This is a genomic window from Streptomyces sp. Je 1-4 4N24 (assembly GCF_026239515.1).
Classification (GTDB): Bacteria; Actinomycetota; Actinomycetes; order Streptomycetales; family Streptomycetaceae; genus Streptomyces; species Streptomyces nigrescens.
Genome location: NZ_CP110836.1, coordinates 1 through 18590, shown reverse-complemented (window position 1 = coordinate 18590; position 18590 = coordinate 1). Strand labels below are relative to the sequence as shown.

The window sequence follows — 18590 nt, the reverse complement described above, 5'->3', positions numbered from 1 at the left end:
CGCCTGTGTTCTATCGTCGCCAGGCGCCGTACAGCTTGGTCAAGCGTCCTTAACCCCTTCGGGTGAACCAGGTCGCAACGCCCCGACAGCCTCCACGGCACGGGTCTGACTCTTGATCCGCAACGTGACGATCCGCTGCCAGGAGGGCATCGTGGCCACGCTGACGAGCAACGGCCTCAGAACACCACTACGCGGCCACCAGACACTCGCCGTCGACGCCTGCGTCGACGAGTTCACCGACGGCGCACCCCGTGTGAGCGTCATCATGGCCACCGGAACGGGAAAGACCCTTGTCGCCCTCAACACCGTCCAGGAGACCGCTCCCCAGGGCAACGCGCTGGTCGTGATGCCCACCCTGGACCTTCTCGAACAGACGGCCGCCGTCTGGCAGCAGGAAGGCCGACAGGGGATCTACCTGGGCTACTGCGGGCGCGACGACCCTCAGGTCCGCCCGCTGCGCGGCGTTCTCACCATGATCCACGACCCGGGCGAACTCGCCCGTCACGCCTCCCTGACCGACGGCCCGGTGAACGTCTTCTGCACCTATCAGTCGCTGAACAACCTGGCCCGAGCCCACCGCGATCACCACCTGCCGCGCTGGGGCATCGTGATCTCCGACGAGGCTCACCGCACCGCTGGCAACCGCCATAAAGCCTGGGGCGTCATCCACGACAACGACGTCCTGCCCGCCCGCTGCCGTCTCTACATGACCGCCACTCCGCGCGTCTTCGACGAGAAAGCCGGCTCACACGTTGCGATCGGCTGCGAAGTGGCCTCCATGGACGACCACAGCCTCTACGGCCCCGTCGTCTACCGCATCTCTCTCGCCGAAGCGATCGACCAGGGCCTCCTCGCGGATTACCGCATCGTCGCCGTTGAGATCAGCGACGCCGAGCTGCACCGCGTCCTGCGCTACGCCTCCATCGCATCCGCCGGAGCCGAAGGACTGCGCGTGGCAGCCGCCCAAATCGCCCTGCTGCGTGCTCAGAAGCGATACGACCTGCGGCGGACCCTGACCTTCCACCGCCTCATCGCATCCGCCGGCGTGTTCGCCGAGACCCTCCACGAAACAGCAGCGCTCATGCCCGTAGCGACGCAAGCGCCTCTCCTCGCCGGCACCGTCAACGCCAAGCAGACCCCCGCTGTCCGCCGCCAGGCACTCGAAGCCTTCGCATCCGTCCCGATCAACAGCCCCAGCCCCGACACCACCCCTCAACGAGCGGTCCTGACCAACTGCCGCTGCCTGGGCGAGGGCATCGACGTCCCCAGCACCGACTCGATCCTCTTCGCCGACTCCAAGCAGAGCTCCCTCGACATCACCCAAGCCGTCGGCCGCGCACTGCGCCAGAACCCCGGCGACGACAAGATCTCCACCATCGTCGTCCCCGTCTTCATGGAACCCGGCCAAGAGCTGGAGGAGGGAGTCAAAGGAACCCGCTACCGGCTCCTCTACCAGGTCCTCATCGCCCTGAGCACCTACGACGAGCACGTCATCCACCGTGTCGACTGGGCTATCTCCGACGACTCCGAAGAGAGCCTGGGAGTCGCCGCCCGGCCCGAACGCGCCGACGAGATCATCCCCCTGCTCGACCTCCAGGCCACCGGAGCACCCAACCGGGTATGGCAGATCGGATTCGAAAGCGCCCAGCGCTATTTCGACACCTACGGCCACCTCAACGTCCCCAGCCGCTACCTCGGCCCCGACCACTTCTACCTCGGCTGGTGGCTCGGCCGCCAGCGCTCCCTGCGCATCAACCGCATGCTCCTGCCCGAACGCATCGAACAGCTCGACACCCTCGGCATGATCTGGCCCCACCCCCACCACAGCATCGAGCACAAGCTGCAGATCGCCCGGGACTACAAAGCCCGTCACGGCCACCTCGCCCCGCACCTCGAAGAAACATTCGGCGGAATCCGTCTCGGCCGCTGGATCGCAGACCGCCGCCGGGAGGCGAGCCAGCGCATCCTGCCCTATGGCTATCAGCGTGCCCTGAACGAGATCTACCCCTGGTGGAACACCCACTGGCCGAAACACTGGCACCACACCTACGCCCAGGCTCTTGTTGCCGCCCGCGCCGGCAACCTCCCCTTTCCCGACCTGTGTCCTGACACCGACGAGACGCCCCTCACCCGCTGGCTGGACACACAGATCGACGTCCTCCCCACCCTCCACAGAGACCAGCACGAACTCCTCGGCACACTCCCGCTGCGCCACCCCCTGGCCCTGCTCCTTCGCCGCCCCCGCGGCCATGCAGCGTGGGCCTTCGCCAGAGGACTGCGCGCGGCACGCGCCTTCTGGCGCAGCCATCAGCACCTTGAAGTCCCCTACGACTACCTCTGCCCCGACACCGGACTTCACCTGGCGACCTGGATCGCCGACAAACGCCGCGACCCACTGCGCCTCACCCACGAACAACGCGATGCACTGGAAGCCCTGGACATCCGCTGGATCCGGTGACCGACATCCTCGGCCACGATCAATCCAGCTGCCTGAGACCATGTTGAACAGTGCCGGGTCCCTTCCACCACGGCGGCAGCCGAGTCCTGCCTGACCAGGTCGTGCAGCACCTTGATGTGCAGGGGGTCGGCGAACGGAGTGCCGGTTTCCATGGCCGTGAGCGCGGCGGGGACTCGCGTCTCCACAGATCCTCGGCAGACGCGGAGTCGAACGCCACGAAGCCCTTGGCCGTGCGCACGCCTCGGGCCCCTCCGGGGTCGGCGGAGGAGCATGTGTCGGGGAGGCGCGCGATGGCTGCTGCCTGTGTGCGGGTCGGTGGCGTTACCGGGTGGCGAGCCGGGGCACCCGTTGCCACGGGCGGGTCTGCGCTATGCAGATCCGGGCCCGGGCCCGGGTAGCGTACGGCGCAGACGGTCCACGATCTCCCGCCACTGGCGGGCCTGTTCCCGTGACGGGAACCATGCCTCGGTCCGATCGCGGTCCAGGCTGGTGAATTCCTCCAGCTCGGCCGCCAGGTCCGAGCCGTCCGCGACCCCCGTGCGGGCCACGGCATGCACCTGCTGTGCCAGATGGTGCAGCCGGTGGGCAGCGCGGTAGTAGGCGACCTGGTCCTGGGTCAGGCGGCGTATCGCGTACCCGCCGCACTTGCTGCAGGGGTCGAAGCCCTTGCTGCCCACCAGTTTTTCGACGGTCACCAGGTCGTCGTCTCGGCCGACGCCGTGCTCCGGACGCCGGTGGGCGCAGCCGGGGGAGTGGGCACGGCCCTGATACCGGCCGGCCGCGTCGGAGGTGTACACCTGCACCCGGGCGAGCACGCCAAGCGGCAGCCCCGACCCGAGCCGCCAGCCGGTCCCGGTGTCGGGTTCGAAAGGCTGCAGGTCCAGCTGCTCCATGGCCAGCAGACCGTGCCAGACCGCGGCGGCGAAGGGACGGCGCGCAAGGCCCCGGTCGTCGTACCCGGCAGTCTCCAACTGGCGCAGGTCGGCCATGCCACGCGCCAGAGCCAGCGACCGCAGCGCGTGGCCCGCGTCCCGGCGCCCCGCGCACAGTCGCACCAGCAGCCTTTCGCCTTCCGCCACACCCAGTCCGGCGCCGAACGCCGCGTGATGCGGATCGTAGACACGCTCGGGCCAGATCTCCCCGCCTTCCGGCACGTCCTGACCGGGAACGATGGGTCGGCTATCGAAGAGGGCGTCGGGCAGGTCACTGGCGCCCGCAATGATGACGCCCCGCCATCCCGCAGCGCAGCGCTGTTCCAGGACGCTCAGCGCCACGACCTCGAGGCCGGCGTCGACGGAGAAGACGACGTACAGCTGTTCCGCGTCCCGCATTGCGGCACGCAGTGCACGCAGGTGCGCGAGGGTGACCGGGCGCCTGCTGCGGACCGGAGTGTCATCGAACACCCCTGGCCCGAAAGGTAGTTCCGCCAGGGGAGAGGATGCTGCCACTGTCTCGAGCGCTGGTTCGATCCCGGCAGTCCTCTCGGTGTAGGAGAGGCCGTGCTGCTGCGTCAGCAGGCGCGCCGCCACGGGCTCCGGTACCCGCACGGTGATGACGGACTGCGGCTGCCAGACGGTGTCAACCGTGTACACGGCGAGGACGCCCAGCTCCCACTCGTCCAACCGGTCAAGGAGTGACCTGCGGGAGTCGCGCTCCGTCGCCGCGTCGTGGGGAAGGCGCGCGACCAGGACGTGCTCGTCATACTTCCGCTCGGCCGCCAACCGGGCACGGCTTTCCCATTCGGCCAGTACGCCCCGGGCGCGCTCGAGCATCTGATCGCGTCCCTTGCGGCGGCTGCTCATCCCGTCTGCCAGATGGTGGACGAGGTAGGCCTGTGCCCGTGGAGGATCCCAGCTGTTCTCGACCGTCTTCTGCCACCGCTGCCACAGCGACAACAGCTTCCTCTTCGCTTCGGCGGGAGCGCCCAGTGGGGCGAATGCCGCGTCGTCGGCGGGGACATCCGGCTCCTGCAGGGCTGCTGCCGCGGCCGCCGCCAGCAGCGCATCCTCCGTGACCAGCAGCCGGGCCTGGACCTGCACGGCGCGCAGCCGATCGGCCTTCAGTCGTAGCGCAGCCTTGGCCCAAGACCTCAACCACGGGAACATCTCCAGCTGCTGGTGCGCACGGTGCATGCTCGTCACCGCGTCGCGCCATTCACGAAACACCGCCTCGCGCACACGCCGAGCCTCCTGCAACTCCTCCCACGCGGCGTCCTCGTCGTCCTCTGCTTCGTCCCGCGCGGCGGTGTCCGCGGGTACGTCGGGCGCAGGCCGGCGAAGCAGGGCTGGCCTGTTAACCGAACTAACTCAACTGTCTTCGCAGGTCAGACCAGGTATCTGCTAGTTTCCCGAGGTGCTTGATGAGCAGCGGTCCGGAAGGGACCTGAGGAACTTTGTCCTGCCTGAGTTAGGCCAGTTACTGAAGACGGGAGATCCCTGGGAGCCGTACAGGGTGCTGGATGGACGCGGGAGGCCGGTTGCGCCCGTTGCGCTCTACCTCAAGGAGCTGATGGCGAGGGACAGCTCGCCGTTGACGCCACGTTCGTACGGCATGGATCTGCTGCGCTGGTTCCGGTTCCTCTGGGCGCTCGGGATCGAGTGGGACCGTGCGACCCGGGAAGACGCCCGGGACTTCATGTTGTGGATGAAGGTGGCGGACAAGCCGAAGCGCATCCATTGGCGCCATCGCGGCAAGGCTCCCTCCAAGGTCCCGCCGCCTCGCAGTGACAGGCCAGCACCAGGTACGCCGAATCCGGTGACTGGAAAGCCCACGGTCGGGACCAAGTACTCGCCGGCAACCCGAGCTCATTGCGAGACGGTGCTGCGGGAGTTCTACAACTTCCATCTGGATGAAAACACCGGTTCGTTGCTGGTGAACCCCTTCCCGTTGGTCCGTGGGCGCCGCTTGTCCCAGCTCCGGACACAGCGTGATGGTGAGAAGAAGCACCGCAACCGACGCACGGGCCTCTACCGGCCCACCGTTCCGCAGCGGGTCCCGCGGCGGATTCCCGACGAGATGTACACCAAGGTTTTCGCCGGGCTCCGTTCTCATCGGGACCGCGCCTTGCTGGCCTTTTGGGTCGCCACTGGTGCCCGCGCCGAGGAGCTGCTCACGGTCAAGCAGGGCGGCGCGGTTGTCGGCGAGCAGACCGTCAGTGTGATCCGCAAGGGCACCCGCGACTACCAGGACCTGGCCGCCACCCCGGACGCGTTCGTCTGGCTGCGGCTCTACCAAGAGTCCGCCTGGAAGAAAGGAGTCCCTCGAGGCCGTCACCATCCGCTGTGGTGGACGCTGCGGCGCCCATGGCGGCCGCTGGAGTACGACGCGGCGCGCATGATGTTCAACCGCGCCAACGATCTCCTGGGCGCTAACTGGACCCTTCACGATCTGCGGCACACGGCGACGTTCCTGATGCTCGATGACCCGAACATGCCGCCGGTTTACGTGCAGAAGATCCTCGGCCACAAGTACCTGTCGACCCTGGACATCTACAACCGTCCGACCAGGGACGACGTCATCAGAGCCGGCCTCGCCCACCACGCCCGCCAGGAGAAGCGACGCGAGGAGACCCCTGTGCCTGTTGACGAGCCGTCCTACAACCCCGACTCCTTGTCCATCCTCTTCGGCCGGGACGCGTCATGACGAGCACTGCGACGCACGTCGGCTCGAGCTTCGTTCCGCGGGTCACCAGCATGGTGGGCGCCGAAGAGCTCAAGCTGATGAACCGATTCCCGCATCGGGAAAGACCAAGCATGTGGGAAGCGACCGCGGTCACACGTGAAGAGGTCCTTGAGCGGCTGGCTCGCCCACCGCTACGAGCTGTGGAACCCAGCGCCCAGGCGAATCGGATGTTCGGGGCACGTCTCCTGCTCGACTGGCTGATGACCTTTCCTGGAGAAACCTGGCAGCAGCGCTGGCAGGAGAGCCCTGCCCACGGCCAGCACATTGCGTCGCAGGGGTGGAGGGATGCCTTCGCAGCCTGGGCCCGCCCGGAAGGGCGAGTATCCCGCCGTGAAACGCTCCTCGTCGGGGTGCTGGCGCTGCTCTGCGCGGATGCCGTCAGACCCGACCCGGAGTTCCTCATCGGGTCAAGATCGCGGCATCTTCGGCCGGCCCTGGAGACCACACGCGACCCCGAGGGGTTCGCCCGCTTGAGGGCTTCACTGCCGACCAACATCTCGGCTGCGAATATCTCGTCCGGGCTGAAGACCATCGCGGAGATCATGGCCTGCCGAGGCGGCGCCATCGAGGACATCGTCGTCGGCGACCTGCTGCTCTTGCAAAGCAAGAATCCGCGCAACAGCAATGGACGGATCCAGCTCGCCTACACCTGGCTACGCGACTTGGGTCTCTTTCCAGCAGACGCACCGCACACGCTGTTCCGGATCTCGAACCGTACGGGGCAACTCACCCCGGCGGACCTTGTCGACCGCTACGAACTGCAGTGCCGTCCGATCCGCGATCTCTTGGTCGCCTACCTCTCCCATCGGTCCGTAGGGCTCGACTTCACGACGCTGCAGGCGCTCACGATCTCGCTGGCGCTTCGGTTCTGGGACGACCTGGAGCGGCACCATCCGGGCATCGACTCTCTTCGGCTGCCTGCCGAGGTGATCACTGCCTGGAAGGTCCGCCTGGCTACGAAGACCGTCCGCAAGCGCCTGCCCGATGGATCATTTCGGGAGTTCACAGAGCCACGCCGAGGTGCAATCGGGATCAAAACCCAGGTCAGAGCCTTCTACCTGGACCTGGCGGAGTGGGCAGTGGAGGACCCCGGCCAGTGGGCCGCCTGGGTGGCACCCTGCCCGATCAGCGAAGCCGAGTGCTCGGGAAGAAAGGCTGAGAAGCAGCTCAAGGCCCGCATGGACCAACGTACTCGCGAGCGCCTCCCGGCCCTGCCCACTCTGGTGAAGACGGCTCATCGCCTGCTGAAAGAGGCCACCATGCGCCTCGATGCACTCAACGCTGCCCCGCTCGGTTCGGATTTCAGCGTGCTTGGTGAAACCTTCAGAGTCCCGCGCTTCAGCAAATGCGCTGACGGGCGCCCGATCCATGCCTGGGACGCGAAGGGCACCCGGCGCTCATTCGCGGGTGAGGAACGCAGCGCATTCTGGGGGTGGGCTGCCATCGAGATCTTGCGGCACACCGGCATCCGCATCGAGGAACTCCTCGAGCTGGGGCACCACAGCATCGTCAGCTACAAGCTCCCCACCACCGGACAGACGGTTCCGCTCTTGCAGATCGCCCCGTCGAAGACCGACCAGGAGCGACTTGTCCTGGTCACGCCGGAGCTGGCGGACGTGTTGAGCACGGTCGTCTCTCGAGTCCGAGGCTCGGACGGGAGAGTCCCCGTTCTCCGTAGCTACGACCACTACGAACGGGTCTGGAACCCGCCGATGCCTCTCCTGTTCCAGGATCGCTCTGGCGGCTACCTGCGTCCGCTGTCACGAGCGACGATCCGTCGGGGACTCGACGTCACCTTGTTGGCCTCAGGTCTGACGGACAGCGCGGGTGACCCCCTCATCTTCCAGCCCCACGACTTCCGCCGGATCTTCATCACGGACTCCATCCTCAACGGCCTGCCCCCTCACATCGCACAGGTCATCGCTGGTCACGACCACATCGGAACAACGATGGGATACGCCGCGATCTACCCCACTGACGCCATCGAGGCACACCGAGCGTTCATCGCCCGGCGCCGGGCTCTGCGGCCTGCCGACGAATACCGCACCGTCACCCCTGAGGAATGGGGAGAGTTCCTCGGACACTTTGAGCGCCGCAAGCTCGCCCTGGGCGACTGCGGCCGCGCATACGGAACTGACTGTGCTCACGAACACGCTTGCGTCCGATGCCCCGCCCTGATCGTCCACGCGACAGAACGTCCCCGGCTTGTCGAAATCCGCGACAACCTCCATACGCGCATCTTGGAAGCCGAAAGGGAAGGCTGGCTCGGCGAGATCGAAGGGCTGCAGAGCAGCCTGACCCACGCCGAGGAGAAGCTAGCCCAACTCGACGCCCAGATCTCCCGGAAGCAGGAGTCTGTCGACCTGGGAATCCCTACCTTCCGGGAGATCGTTGCTCGCACCACTGCGGCGGCCACCCCGCCGGGTCCTGCGTGACTGCACGGCTGTCAATCCGGCGTGCTCAGCGGACACCGCCACAGAACGCGGCGCTTGGACGAGCTTCCTCCACGCGGATGATCTACACCACCCCGACCCCGGCCACGGGCCACGTTCTACGGGCGGCGGGCCAGCAGGTGGGTGTCGAGGAAGCCCCGCTCGGACGCTGGGTCGTGGAGCAACCGAGCCACCGTGACGAGTCCGGCCCCGGCCAGCAACTCGGCAAACTGCTCCGCCGGCCAGCTATAGGCAGGCGCCACCTTGTGGTCGAAGCGGACAGGCTCCGGCCCCTCGGTTCCGAAGAAGGACGCCAGGAGCAGGCCCCCTGGTGCCAAGACACGCACCTGCTCAGCGAGAAGCGCGGGCAATTCTTCAGGTGGGGTATGGATCATCGAGTAGTGGGCCAGCACTCCGCCGAGCGCGCCGTCCTCGACCGGCAGGGCCTCCATTCGTGCTTCGTCGAACCGCAGCGCCGGATGGGCCCGCCGGGCGTGGGCGACCATAGCCGGGGAGAGGTCGAGCCCGAAGGCGTCCAACCCCAAGTCGTGCAGCATGGCGGTCAAATGGCCGGGCCCGCACCCGACGTCGGCTGCTCGCAGGTTCCCCGTGCCACGCACGAGCTCGGCGAAGGTGCCGATCATGTTCCGCGCGAACGGCTGCGTCTCCAACCGATTAGCGAACATCGACGCATACAGTTCGACGACCCCGTCGTAGGCCGCCCTGGTCTCGTCCTGGTGTTTTAACACGGGAGTGAAGCTAACACCCGCGTCGTTCACAGCAGTTCTCCGGCCCCATACCGGCCCCTTCCCCGCAGGACTGATCGTCCTGTCACTGACCACGGGATGCCCCGGTAGTTCGGAGAAGCTGCCTGCCGGACCTCTTCGTCACCGAAGGCGTCCTCGTCCGCGTCCCGGAAGCTGTCCAGCTCGTACAGCAGGCCCAGCCCGGTCAGCGTGTCCAAGAAGACGGCCAGACCCGTCCCGGGACGAGCCCAGGAGCTGTATGCCCCGCACTGCGGGCACATCCGGGCGACCACCGAGGCACCCAGATACACCTCCCGCTCGGTGGCGCGGGCGGAGCGCAGGTAGGAACACGAAGAACTGGCGTGCAGTTTGGCCTGCTTGCCCTGGGCGGACCACACGGTGATGGGCGAGCACTCGAACGGACCGAGCGGCACATCCGGTGCCAGCAGACCGTAGATCATGCAAACCTCCCCCTTGACCGGCTTTGAAGCCTAGCCGCGGGCACTGATAGCAAGGGGCAGGCGCGGTCAACTGGCCTGAACACACTGGCCGGAGAGCTGATCCCGGTGACCCGATCCCGAGACGAGGTTTTGTGCAGAGCCCGGCCCTTGGCGGCTGTCTTCACCCGGTGCAGGCGCGGCCCTGTGGAGTGCTGCAGTCAGCCAAGATGCGGCCGAAACTGGTACCGACAGCGGCCGGGTGGGTGCATTCCTCGGCCACGGGTCGCAGGCCGCAGGGACCGCCTACTCTCGCGTGCGGCACCGACTCGTCAGTCGTTGTCGGTGCCGGCAGTTAAGGTCTTGGCCTTCCGGTACCGGACCAGATGTCGCATTGAGCAGAAGGCATGCAGATGAAGCGCGAGCGGGCCACCACGGTTTTAAACGAGATGCTCGAACGACTGGAGCAGAACGCTTGGCCACTCAACCTGATCACAGAGATCCACATTTTCGGGTCCTACATCCGTGGAGCCTTGGAGGTCGGTGATATCGACGTCGTGGTCCAGCACACCACTGACGAACGCTGGACCGAGCAATCCCTCAATGCCTTCTTCGGCGGCCGTGACGGCTACGTTCCCATGCGTCAGGCTCTGCGAGGCAACCGCCGTGGCATCAGCTTCCAGTTCCAGGGCCGCGACTCCTTGCAGAGCGAGGACATCGAACTGCTCCTGCTCTGGCGCCAAGGTGAACCAATCGCGCTTGCCAAGCAGCGCCTGGCCGCGATCACACCCGATACGACTGCTCGCCGTGCGCCCCGTGACCACGTCCTGCCCGCCTACGAGACACTCGCCGACCTCATCCCAAGGCATGTCCGCATCGACCTCCACTGCTGGTCTACTGACCGCAAGATCACCATGACGACCCTTGCTCTGCCCGACGCCCAGCCCCGCTCCACGACAGCAACCCGTCACATGGACGACCGATGGGCGCCGAACAGCCCGCTCCGCCGGGCTGCCGCGGCCGCGCTCGCCTATCTGGAGAGCACTGGTCAGCGGCTGGACCGCTGCGAGATCCACCGCCAGTACCTGGCCCGCGGGGCGACCGACCAGACGATCGACTGCTTCGTCGACCTGGGCTGGCGCTACTGGAGAAGCGCAGAACGGTACCTCGCCGACGGGCAGAGCTGGTTCGAGGTCCTGCCCGCCACCTCCCGGCAGCCCCTCAACGCCCTGCACATCACACCTGCTGCACGGCCCTAAACGACAAGGGGATTCTTCAAGGGCGAGGCTGCGGCCCGGCGCCTCCGAACAGGTCGGAGAACGAGAATGTCGAGGCGCCGGCCTCACCTGAGCCTCCCTCGCTTCCCTGCGCCTCCTTCGCGAGCCGGGTGATCAGCCCGTCCCAGCATGACGAACACCCGCACGGGCCGCCGTCACGATGCTCCGTGCCGACGCGTCCGACCGCCGTCCTCACCTGGCCAGCCAGAGCCTCGAACGCCGCCCTCCACCGATCGGCCACCGCTCTGTGGCTCGCGACCTGCCTGCGGGCCGAGTTCGCCTCCTCCTCGGCGCGACGCCGTGCCTGGATCATCGGCCAGTTAGGACCGCTGCCGTACCCGTACGACATATGATCTCCTCTCAAGCGTCACCTGCCGTCATCCAACGGCCCATGAGGCGCACAGGACACGCAAACCCGCCCGTCTGGTGTCTGGCAGGTGTCCGGTTCCCACTGTGCGCTGTCCGCCGAGGAACTAGGCTGCCCGCAGCAACAGCACGGGGGGCATGACGACTGTGGCCACACGCGACAGCATCTACGACACGGAGTTCGTGAGCGGGTTCTGCCGGACCTTGCCTGAGCTTCTGGCCCAGGCGGGGCTCACCGACGACGAGGCGCGCACTGTTGTCGTCGACGTCATCCGCCGTGCGCGCATGCTGGCGGCTCTGCCGAGCGAATACACCGATGTGCTGGCCACCCCCTTCCTGGAAGAGGTAAGCCAGCACCGTCCCCTGTCTGCGCCGGCGTGGCTCCGGGCTGCAGTCGTCGTCACCGTCCGCAACAGCAAGCTCGAAGACTTCCACGCCTTGGGCGGCCCCGTCAGGGCCGCCGACATCACGGCCATCACTGAAGCCGCCGCCGGCCCGCTCAGGTCTTTCCTGGAGCAGCCCGGCACACCGGTCAGGGTCAACATCCTGGCGGATCTCGACGTCGCCCATCCCCGCGCGTGGGCCTGCCTGACGGCTCTCTCGAACGTCATGGAGTCCGGGACCGGCGGAGAAGACACCTACGTCCTGCCGCAGGCACCACCGCCCGAATTGCCAGGGGCGCACGAGATACTTCATGCCGAGGCCAGCAGTGTCCAGCCTGTCGCCAAGGGCCAGTCCGTCGTGGCCTCCGGCACCGACCCACGCTTCGACCAAGTTCTGATGCACCTGCTGGGGCAGGTGAAGGAGCAACCTGGATTCGTTGTCCCGCTCTCCGCGCTCAGCCGGTTGTCGCGCAACAGCGGCAAGCAACTGCGCGTCCTGGAATTTCTCCTGGCACACCAAGCCACCGTCGTGACGACTAACTACCTCCTCGGCCCTGGCATCGTGGGTGTGCGGAGCCGGCCGATGGCCAAGCCCGACTCATACGACCTGCGGCGCAGCATGAAACAGACCCGGGGGCTTGGTCCTGTGCACACCGAACTGCTGAAAGCACTGAGGCGAGATCACTTCTAGGGTATTTTGCACCGCCCTGTAGGCGCCGCGCTGCCACCAGCCGGTCCGGCGGCTGGTGGCGCTGGCAGTGGGGGCGCGGTTCAGCTCTCCAGAGCTGGGGCGTGGTCGAAGAACCGGTCGGCCTCGGTGATCGGGATCTCCCTCACGCCGGGATAGGGACGGGGGAGCGGATCATTGGTCGCGGCGACGACCTGGCAGGCGTGCCCGTCGGCAGAGGGGTCGTTGGCGATGGAGATGAGGGTGTCGATCAGACGCAGGCTTGTGTCGTGATCGAGGCCGGTCGCGCCGAGACCGGCCAGGGGCGAGTCGATGATCAGTAGCGGGGGGACCCGGACCGCGGCGTCGACCCGCCCGAGGTCGCGCAGGGCCAGGAGCAGGGCTACGTTCGTTGCGACCTTGGGGCTGCCGGCGACGGAGCTGTCGTCGAAGGTCTTGTTGGCCTCGTTGCGTTCCTTGACGAGGGTCGTGAAGTCGTGCGGGTCGATGTGTGCCGTCTCGACGGCAGGGTTGATCTGCCGTAGACGTGCGAGGAAGAATTCCGACAAACGGCCCGTTACCTCCTTGCGGCGGACCTCGTCGGCGGTCTGCGCGGCGTCCCGGGCGGCCTGAGCGGCCTCCATCCGCTCCCTTGCTTCCTTGATGACCTTTTCCTGGGCCTGGATGTAGTCGGCGTTTTCGGTCTGCCGCTTGAGCTGGGCGACATCCCGGCTGAGCCCGAAGGCTTCCTTCTCTGCCTGTTGCGCGGCGCTGCGGGCCGGCCCGAGAGGCTGCTTCTCGAAGGTGTCCCGGTCCGTGAGCGTCTGCGCGGCGGCTTTTTCACCGGCTTCCGTCATCTCGGTTGCAGCGGCAACGGCAAGTTCCAGCTCGCTCAACTTCAGCTGCAGCCGGTCCACCTTCACCGTCGCCGCAGCGAGCTGCCGGGCTCGTCGGTTCTCCCCCTCCGGGTGAGGCTGATCGCACTGTGGGCAGTGCCCTGGGGTGCGTTCGGGAAGACGCTGCTCGCACTCCGTGCACTCCTTCTGCGACGGCAGCAGCAGGGCATCGCGCGCGCCCTCAGCGCGCGCGAGGTCCGCCTTCGCGCTGCTCAGCCTCGCCCGCGCAGCATCAGCCTGCCTGGACACCTTGCGGCGGTGCTGCTCCGCTGCCTTGTAAAGCGCGGCGAGACGTCCCAGCTCTCCGACTGCCTCCGTCAGCACGTTGGCCGCGTTCTGCCACTGCTCGGAGGCCGCTTTGTGCTCCCGTACCTTCTGTTCGTACTCGGCCCGCGTGGCGTCTGGGTCGGTCAGGGCACCGGAGTCACGCAGCTTCTTGAACTGGGCGAGAGCTGTACGCGCAGCCCGGTGCTGTGTCTCTGCCTCGGACGCGTTCTTCTCCAGCCCCGCGAGACCCTCGTTCCACAACCCGAGGATCACCTCCATGGCCAGAACCCGCGACGCATCCGGCACGCCACCGAGGAACTCCGAGGCGATCGTCTTCTGCCGCAGCGCCATCACGGTGTTGTAGAAGCTGTCCAGAGTGAGCCGGTTCGACCCGCGGACGGCGGCTGGCAGTCCGAGAAGGTCCTGGACGAACGCGCCAGCCGTGGTCTCACCGGCTTTCGACGAGCTGACCGGGAGGGCCTTCTCCAACTCCTCAGGACGGTCCAGGTTCTTCAGCAGTACCCGCGCCTTGGGGTCCGCCCCGCTGCGCGTGGCCTGCCAGCGCGTTCCGGCGACACGGAACACCAGACGGATCTGCTCGCAGCTGCGGACTTCGGGCATCACCCGTGTGGTCTTTAGCCCGAGAGGATAGAGAAGCGTCTCGATCGCGGTTGACTTTCCCGATTTCGAGTGGCCGACCAGGAAGGTGACCAGCCCTTTGAGCCACCGGACATACCAGATGCCGTTGCGCTTGAACTCGAGCCGCTCGATCACAAACGACGGGCCCACCAGGGCCTCCTTCGCGTCAGGTGAGTTGGTCCACCCCGGATAACGAGCAGCCCCCCAACGGATGACGCCGCCAGCACGAGCTACGCAGGCAGAGGAAACTGCCGAGACGGGATCGGTGGGGCGAGAGGGACGTCGTGAAGCTCGGCGTGGCCGTCCAGCCCGACCGGATCACAGGCATGACCGGCTTCGACACCGTCGAGCTGGACATCATCCCAGCGGCGCCAACCGCTCGACAACGAGAACCTGGCTCGCCCCATCTACCGGTCTTCGCATGTCGGCCCAGGACCTAATCGGGTGGGAACCGATCCTCTCTCCAGTCCACCTGAACCACGCCGAACGCCTGCCCCCAGAGGGAAGGGCACCGAGGCGCTGGCCACCGAGCATCGCACGACAGCACCATCGGGCCGCCGGGTGTCAGTGGCGGATGCCAGGATGGTGCCACCGCCCCAGGACGGTGATCAGGGGCGGGCTCGAACAGTACGCAGGGGTGGGGCGTTGATGGATCAGCAGACAGAGCTGTGCCGGTACTGCGGAGAGCCGATCGTCATGATCAACGATCGCTGGGCGCATGGCCGTCACGGTCTCGGTGGGTGGGGGAGTGTGGGCTGCAGCGCCTACAGCTTCACCCTGCGCGGCGAGTGGGACAGCCGCCTGACGAAAGCGGAGAAGGCCAGCCCTCGCACCAGGGGTCAGCGCGCCGGTCGGGAAGAGTTCCCTTCCTGGCCCGCCCTACAGCAGCAGCGAAGAGAAGCAGAACGCAAGGAGAAGGCAGCAGCTGCTCTGGCCGCGACCCGCTTCTCACCGCAGCTCGCCAAAGCCGTGCAAGCCGCAGAAGCCGTCGTTGCGGATCCGGGCAGCCACACCTTCCGCATGCTCGAGCGCCGTCGCCAGGCGGTGATTCTCGGTATGGAACAGCAGGCCCGGCGAGCCACCGCCAAACAGGGCCATAACGAGCTTACAAGCGGCACTGTTGACGACGAACTGAACCGACTCATGCAGCTCACCCGCGAACTTCTACGCTCCTTGCGCGCAGCAGAAGACCTCCTGCCACCACAGGAGGCATTTAAGGCGGCAGCAAGCCGCTACAGCGCCAGGATCGATCAGATCGCGACCGACCGCTACGCCTCTCTACCGTCGTACGGGGACGGCGCCTCCACCGAACGCCGCAGTCTCGGGGCCGCCCGGCAGCATGCCGGACGCCGGTAGAGAGCTGAACGTGCCGCCACGCACCCAGGCTGTCCTGGCCCTGGCTCCCTGACACTGACCACACCGCCGCACACCCGTCAACGGCAGCCGACAGGACGGCTAAGCCCAGCGCATTCCGAGCTCGGTGAGTTCTGCGATCCGTTCGGGCGCGAGCCGTGTGCGGCGGGAGCGGCTGTTGGCGATGAACACCCCCAGCGCGCACGAATCACCCTCAACCTCTTCGACGTGCCGGTGCGGCACCTCCAGATGCCCTTCCCGCCGCCGGTACTGGCGGGCAGCGGCCAGGTTCGCCGCCCACACCTCAGCTCGGGTACGCCGTGGCGCCACCACACCCTGCTCAGGCTCCTGCACGGGGCCGAGCCCGAGTGTTTCTCGCAGCAGCCACTGCTGCGCCGCCCCGAGGCTGTCCCATTGACGCCGCTGTCGGCCGGCCCACTGCCCCAGATCGTCACCCTGGACCACCACCTGCCCCGACTCCTGAGGCAGGGCCTGCCCGACTTGGACGTGGAGGCGGGCGAGGTGGAAGCATCGCTGCCAGACAACCGACCAGGAAGGGCACCACGACGGGTCGATGTCCTCCAGCGCCTGTCGCCGGGCCGTACTCAGCCCACCCGCCCCCTGCCCGTCCTCGCTCTGTCCGTTCTTGTCCTGTCGCGCGGCCGCCCGCTGGTTCTTCAGCCACACCCCTACCGCGTACCCGTCCCACATGGCATCGGCCGGTGCCAGCAGGTGCCCGTGCTCCTGGGCCCATCCACGCGCCGCAGACAGCCCCTCAGCGAATGCGACCTCGGCATGCGACCAGATCATGCCGAGCTCCTCCAGCTGGCCCACGCGCTCTTCGCTGAGCTCCCCGCGCGTATGCGCACTGCGCTGCCGGGCGATCCACACCCCCAGAGCGAACCCGTCCGCAGTCCGGTACTCATACGGAACCGCCAGGTCACCATGATCACTGCGGTAGGCCAGCGCGGCCGCCAGCCCCCGCCTCCAAAACTGCCTCTCCGGCTGCAACACCCGCAGACTGATGAACGCCGCCAGCTGCGCGGGATCCCGAGGCCGGGAGAATGACAACAGCTCCGCAGCCACCTTGCCCACCTCGCCAGGCACCTCCACCATCCCGCCGCCCGACTGGCCCCCGGCCACCTGGGGAGCGGCCAGCTGCTCCACGGCCTGGGCGTCATGCGCCCGCAGAGCCATGAGAACCTTCACCAGCTCCCCGTAAGCCCGCGAGACCAGCATCTCGTCAGGCTGCTCACCCGGCCCGAGGAAGACAGGAACGACCAGGGAAGCCACCTTGCCTTCGCCCGGCTGCATCCGAAGCGCCCGCCCCACCGCCTGGACGATGTCGACGGCCGACCCCCGCACGTCCGCGAAGACGACGGCATCGCACTCCTTGGTATCCACCCCCTCACCCAGCACCCGCACCGATGACAGCACCCGCACCCACGCCGCCCCCGGTCCAACCTCCGGCTCCGACGCGAACTCCTCCAGCACCAGACTCCGGTGCGCAGGCTTGTGCTCCCCGCACAGCCAGTCCGCCCACACCCCATCAGCCCTCGGGTAAAGACCCGGATCGCTCTCGTGCAGCTCCTTCGCCACCCCACCCAGGCCACTGGAGAACGCCTCGGCCTCACCCGTGCGGTAATGAAACGTCAGCAACCGTCTCAACCGCCGTTCCGCAGCAGCCTTCACCACCGCCGTCTGCAAAGCCGCCAGCCGCGCCCCCCGCACCCGAGCCGTCCTGCCCGCGCCCCCAGCCAACTCGGTCACGGGCAGCCCAGGATCCGCGATGTCCACACATACCACCTGGTAACGAGCGATCAGCCCCCGCTCGATCGCCTCCGACAGCGACAGCCGGTACACCACAGGACCGAACACCGCCTCATCGTCCATCGACGCAACCAACTCACCACCCCTCTCCGGACCCTCCCGATCCGGCACCTCCCACAACCGCGGCGTAGCCGTCATGTACAACCGACGCAGCGCCGGCACCCGACCATCGTCATGGACTCCCGCCCAAGCCTTTCCCAACGCCCCCGACGTCCGGTGCGCCTCATCCACCACCACGAGGTCCCACGCACCCAGCCCCGCGCGATGACTTCGCTCCAGGACCCCCAGCCCCAGCGAGGCATAGGTGGCAAAGACCGTCACCGACTCCAGGCCCGAAACCCACCCCACCAACTCCGCCTCGTCGGTGGTGCACTGAAGAATCTGTGCGTCCTCGCCCGACAGCGAACAGGCACCGAACATCGGACCCCGACGCCCCGCCTCGCGCCACACCGACGCGGTCTGGGCCAACAGCCCGAGCGTGGGAACAAGAACCAGAACCCGTTGGGCACGCAGAGCCTGCGCCGCGTGGACAGCGATCAGGCTCTTCCCTGCGCCAGTGGCAGCAACAACCTGGGCCCGTACCCCACCTGGTGATCCTTCAGCAGGAACTTGCGCCAAGGCTCGTACCACCGCGTCAACAGCTTCGACCTGATGAGGACGAAGCTTCCGCTGAGTCGCCACAGCGCGTCACCTCTCACCCCGGGGCACCCGGTAGGCACTACCCGCTCAGCGTGGACTTTATCCGTGCCTATTTTTGATTGCAGACTGCTGCAGAACTCGGACCTCCACCCCACTATGACAGGGCCACCACCCACATCGTGCGGGCTTGGAAGAACAGCCCCCGTCCGAGTACATGCCGAGGCGGACACTCAACCCCGAGCAATCCTCACCCTGTAACCAGCTGCCCGCGCAGCGGGCTAGGCTTGAAGGCGAAGCCGGAAAGCCTCAGGCAGGGGAGCGAAGCGGACCTGCCCAAATGGACTGCGAAGCAGTCCATTTCGTTGACGGTTGAGCGAAGCCAACCGTCAACGAACACTTCGTCAAGCAACCTCCGCGAAGCGGAGGTTGCTCCTGGGAGCGAAGCGGACCCAGGACCGCCGGGCGAAGCCCGGCGGTTTCGTTTGGACGCGCGCAGCGCGTTCTAACCCGCTCCGCGGG

The 18590-nt window shown here is 67.1% G+C and carries 12 protein-coding genes; 7 read left to right on the top strand and 5 right to left on the bottom strand.

Annotated elements, in window-relative coordinates; translation table 11 throughout:
• Positions 1-151 precede the first annotated feature (151 nt).
• On the top strand, positions 152-2458 hold the full coding sequence (locus SLV14N_RS00060; RefSeq protein WP_263267373.1) for a DEAD/DEAH box helicase: 2307 nt from the start codon (positions 152-154) through the stop codon (positions 2456-2458).
• Between the two features lie 368 nt (positions 2459-2826).
• Here the strand turns inward: SLV14N_RS00060 and SLV14N_RS00055 are convergent, their stop codons facing one another.
• A complete protein-coding gene (locus SLV14N_RS00055) occupies positions 2827-4590 on the bottom strand; it encodes a hypothetical protein (protein ID WP_263267372.1) in 1764 nt (587 codons plus the stop codon).
• 220 nt (positions 4591-4810) lie between these two features.
• Here SLV14N_RS00055 and SLV14N_RS00050 point away from each other — a divergent pair, with 220 nt between their 5' ends.
• Both SLV14N_RS00050 and SLV14N_RS00045 read left to right on the top strand, forming a co-directional pair.
• Positions 4811-6100 carry a site-specific integrase gene (locus SLV14N_RS00050; RefSeq protein WP_263267371.1) on the top strand — a complete coding sequence of 430 codons (1290 nt, stop codon included), beginning with the start codon at positions 4811-4813 and terminating at the stop codon, positions 6098-6100.
• Entirely contained in the window at positions 6097-8574 is a 2478-nt protein-coding gene (locus tag SLV14N_RS00045; protein WP_263267370.1) for a site-specific integrase, read from the top strand. The genes SLV14N_RS00050 and SLV14N_RS00045 overlap by 4 nt, the downstream gene beginning before the upstream one ends.
• A 116-nt stretch (positions 8575-8690) precedes the next feature.
• Here the strand turns inward: SLV14N_RS00045 and SLV14N_RS00040 are convergent, their stop codons facing one another.
• The gene (locus SLV14N_RS00040) at positions 8691-9320 is read right to left on the bottom strand and encodes a class I SAM-dependent methyltransferase (protein WP_055607563.1); all 630 of its coding nucleotides are present in this window, start codon (positions 9318-9320) and stop codon (positions 8691-8693) included.
• Between the two features lie 26 nt (positions 9321-9346).
• Positions 9347-9778 (bottom strand): hypothetical protein, encoded by a 432-nt coding sequence (locus SLV14N_RS00035; RefSeq protein WP_263267367.1) that lies wholly within the window; start codon positions 9776-9778, stop codon positions 9347-9349.
• A 383-nt stretch (positions 9779-10161) separates the two neighbouring features.
• Between SLV14N_RS00035 and SLV14N_RS00030 the strand changes: the two genes are divergently transcribed.
• From SLV14N_RS00030 to SLV14N_RS00020, 3 genes are all read left to right on the top strand, one after another.
• Positions 10162-11013 (top strand): hypothetical protein, encoded by an 852-nt coding sequence (locus SLV14N_RS00030; RefSeq protein WP_263267365.1) that lies wholly within the window; start codon positions 10162-10164, stop codon positions 11011-11013.
• A 185-nt stretch (positions 11014-11198) separates the two neighbouring features.
• Positions 11199-11384, top strand: a complete 186-nt coding sequence (locus SLV14N_RS00025; protein ID WP_263267363.1) for a hypothetical protein — start codon at positions 11199-11201, stop codon at positions 11382-11384.
• A gap of 151 nt (positions 11385-11535) precedes the next feature.
• Positions 11536-12471 (top strand): hypothetical protein, encoded by a 936-nt coding sequence (locus SLV14N_RS00020; RefSeq protein ID WP_263267362.1) that lies wholly within the window; start codon positions 11536-11538, stop codon positions 12469-12471.
• A gap of 80 nt (positions 12472-12551) precedes the next feature.
• On the opposite strand, the gene SLV14N_RS00015 is transcribed toward SLV14N_RS00020, so the two are convergent.
• The gene (locus SLV14N_RS00015; RefSeq protein ID WP_263267360.1) at positions 12552-14399 is read right to left on the bottom strand and encodes a hypothetical protein; all 1848 of its coding nucleotides are present in this window, start codon (positions 14397-14399) and stop codon (positions 12552-12554) included.
• A 498-nt stretch (positions 14400-14897) separates the two neighbouring features.
• Between SLV14N_RS00015 and SLV14N_RS00010 the strand changes: the two genes are divergently transcribed.
• On the top strand, positions 14898-15605 hold the full coding sequence (locus SLV14N_RS00010; RefSeq protein WP_263267358.1) for a hypothetical protein: 708 nt from the start codon (positions 14898-14900) through the stop codon (positions 15603-15605).
• A gap of 99 nt (positions 15606-15704) precedes the next feature.
• On the opposite strand, the gene SLV14N_RS00005 is transcribed toward SLV14N_RS00010, so the two are convergent.
• The gene (locus tag SLV14N_RS00005; RefSeq protein WP_265872747.1) at positions 15705-18113 is read right to left on the bottom strand and encodes a DEAD/DEAH box helicase; all 2409 of its coding nucleotides are present in this window, start codon (positions 18111-18113) and stop codon (positions 15705-15707) included.
• Positions 18114-18590: the final 477 nt, after the last annotated feature.

Bases quoted from the DNA above. Each gene is read 5' to 3' on its own strand.
- SLV14N_RS00030 (WP_263267365.1), top strand. From the start codon at position 10,162: ATGCAGATGAAGCGCGAGCGGGCCACCACGGTTTTAAACGAGATGCTC.
- SLV14N_RS00010 (WP_263267358.1), top strand. From the start codon at position 14,898: ATGGATCAGCAGACAGAGCTGTGCCGGTACTGCGGAGAGCCGATCGTC.
- SLV14N_RS00020 (WP_263267362.1), top strand. From the start codon at position 11,536: ATGACGACTGTGGCCACACGCGACAGCATCTACGACACGGAGTTCGTG.
- SLV14N_RS00045 (WP_263267370.1), top strand. From the start codon at position 6,097: ATGACGAGCACTGCGACGCACGTCGGCTCGAGCTTCGTTCCGCGGGTC.
- SLV14N_RS00055 (WP_263267372.1), bottom strand. From the start codon at position 4,590: ATGCACCGTGCGCACCAGCAGCTGGAGATGTTCCCGTGGTTGAGGTCT.
- SLV14N_RS00035 (WP_263267367.1), bottom strand. From the start codon at position 9,778: ATGATCTACGGTCTGCTGGCACCGGATGTGCCGCTCGGTCCGTTCGAG.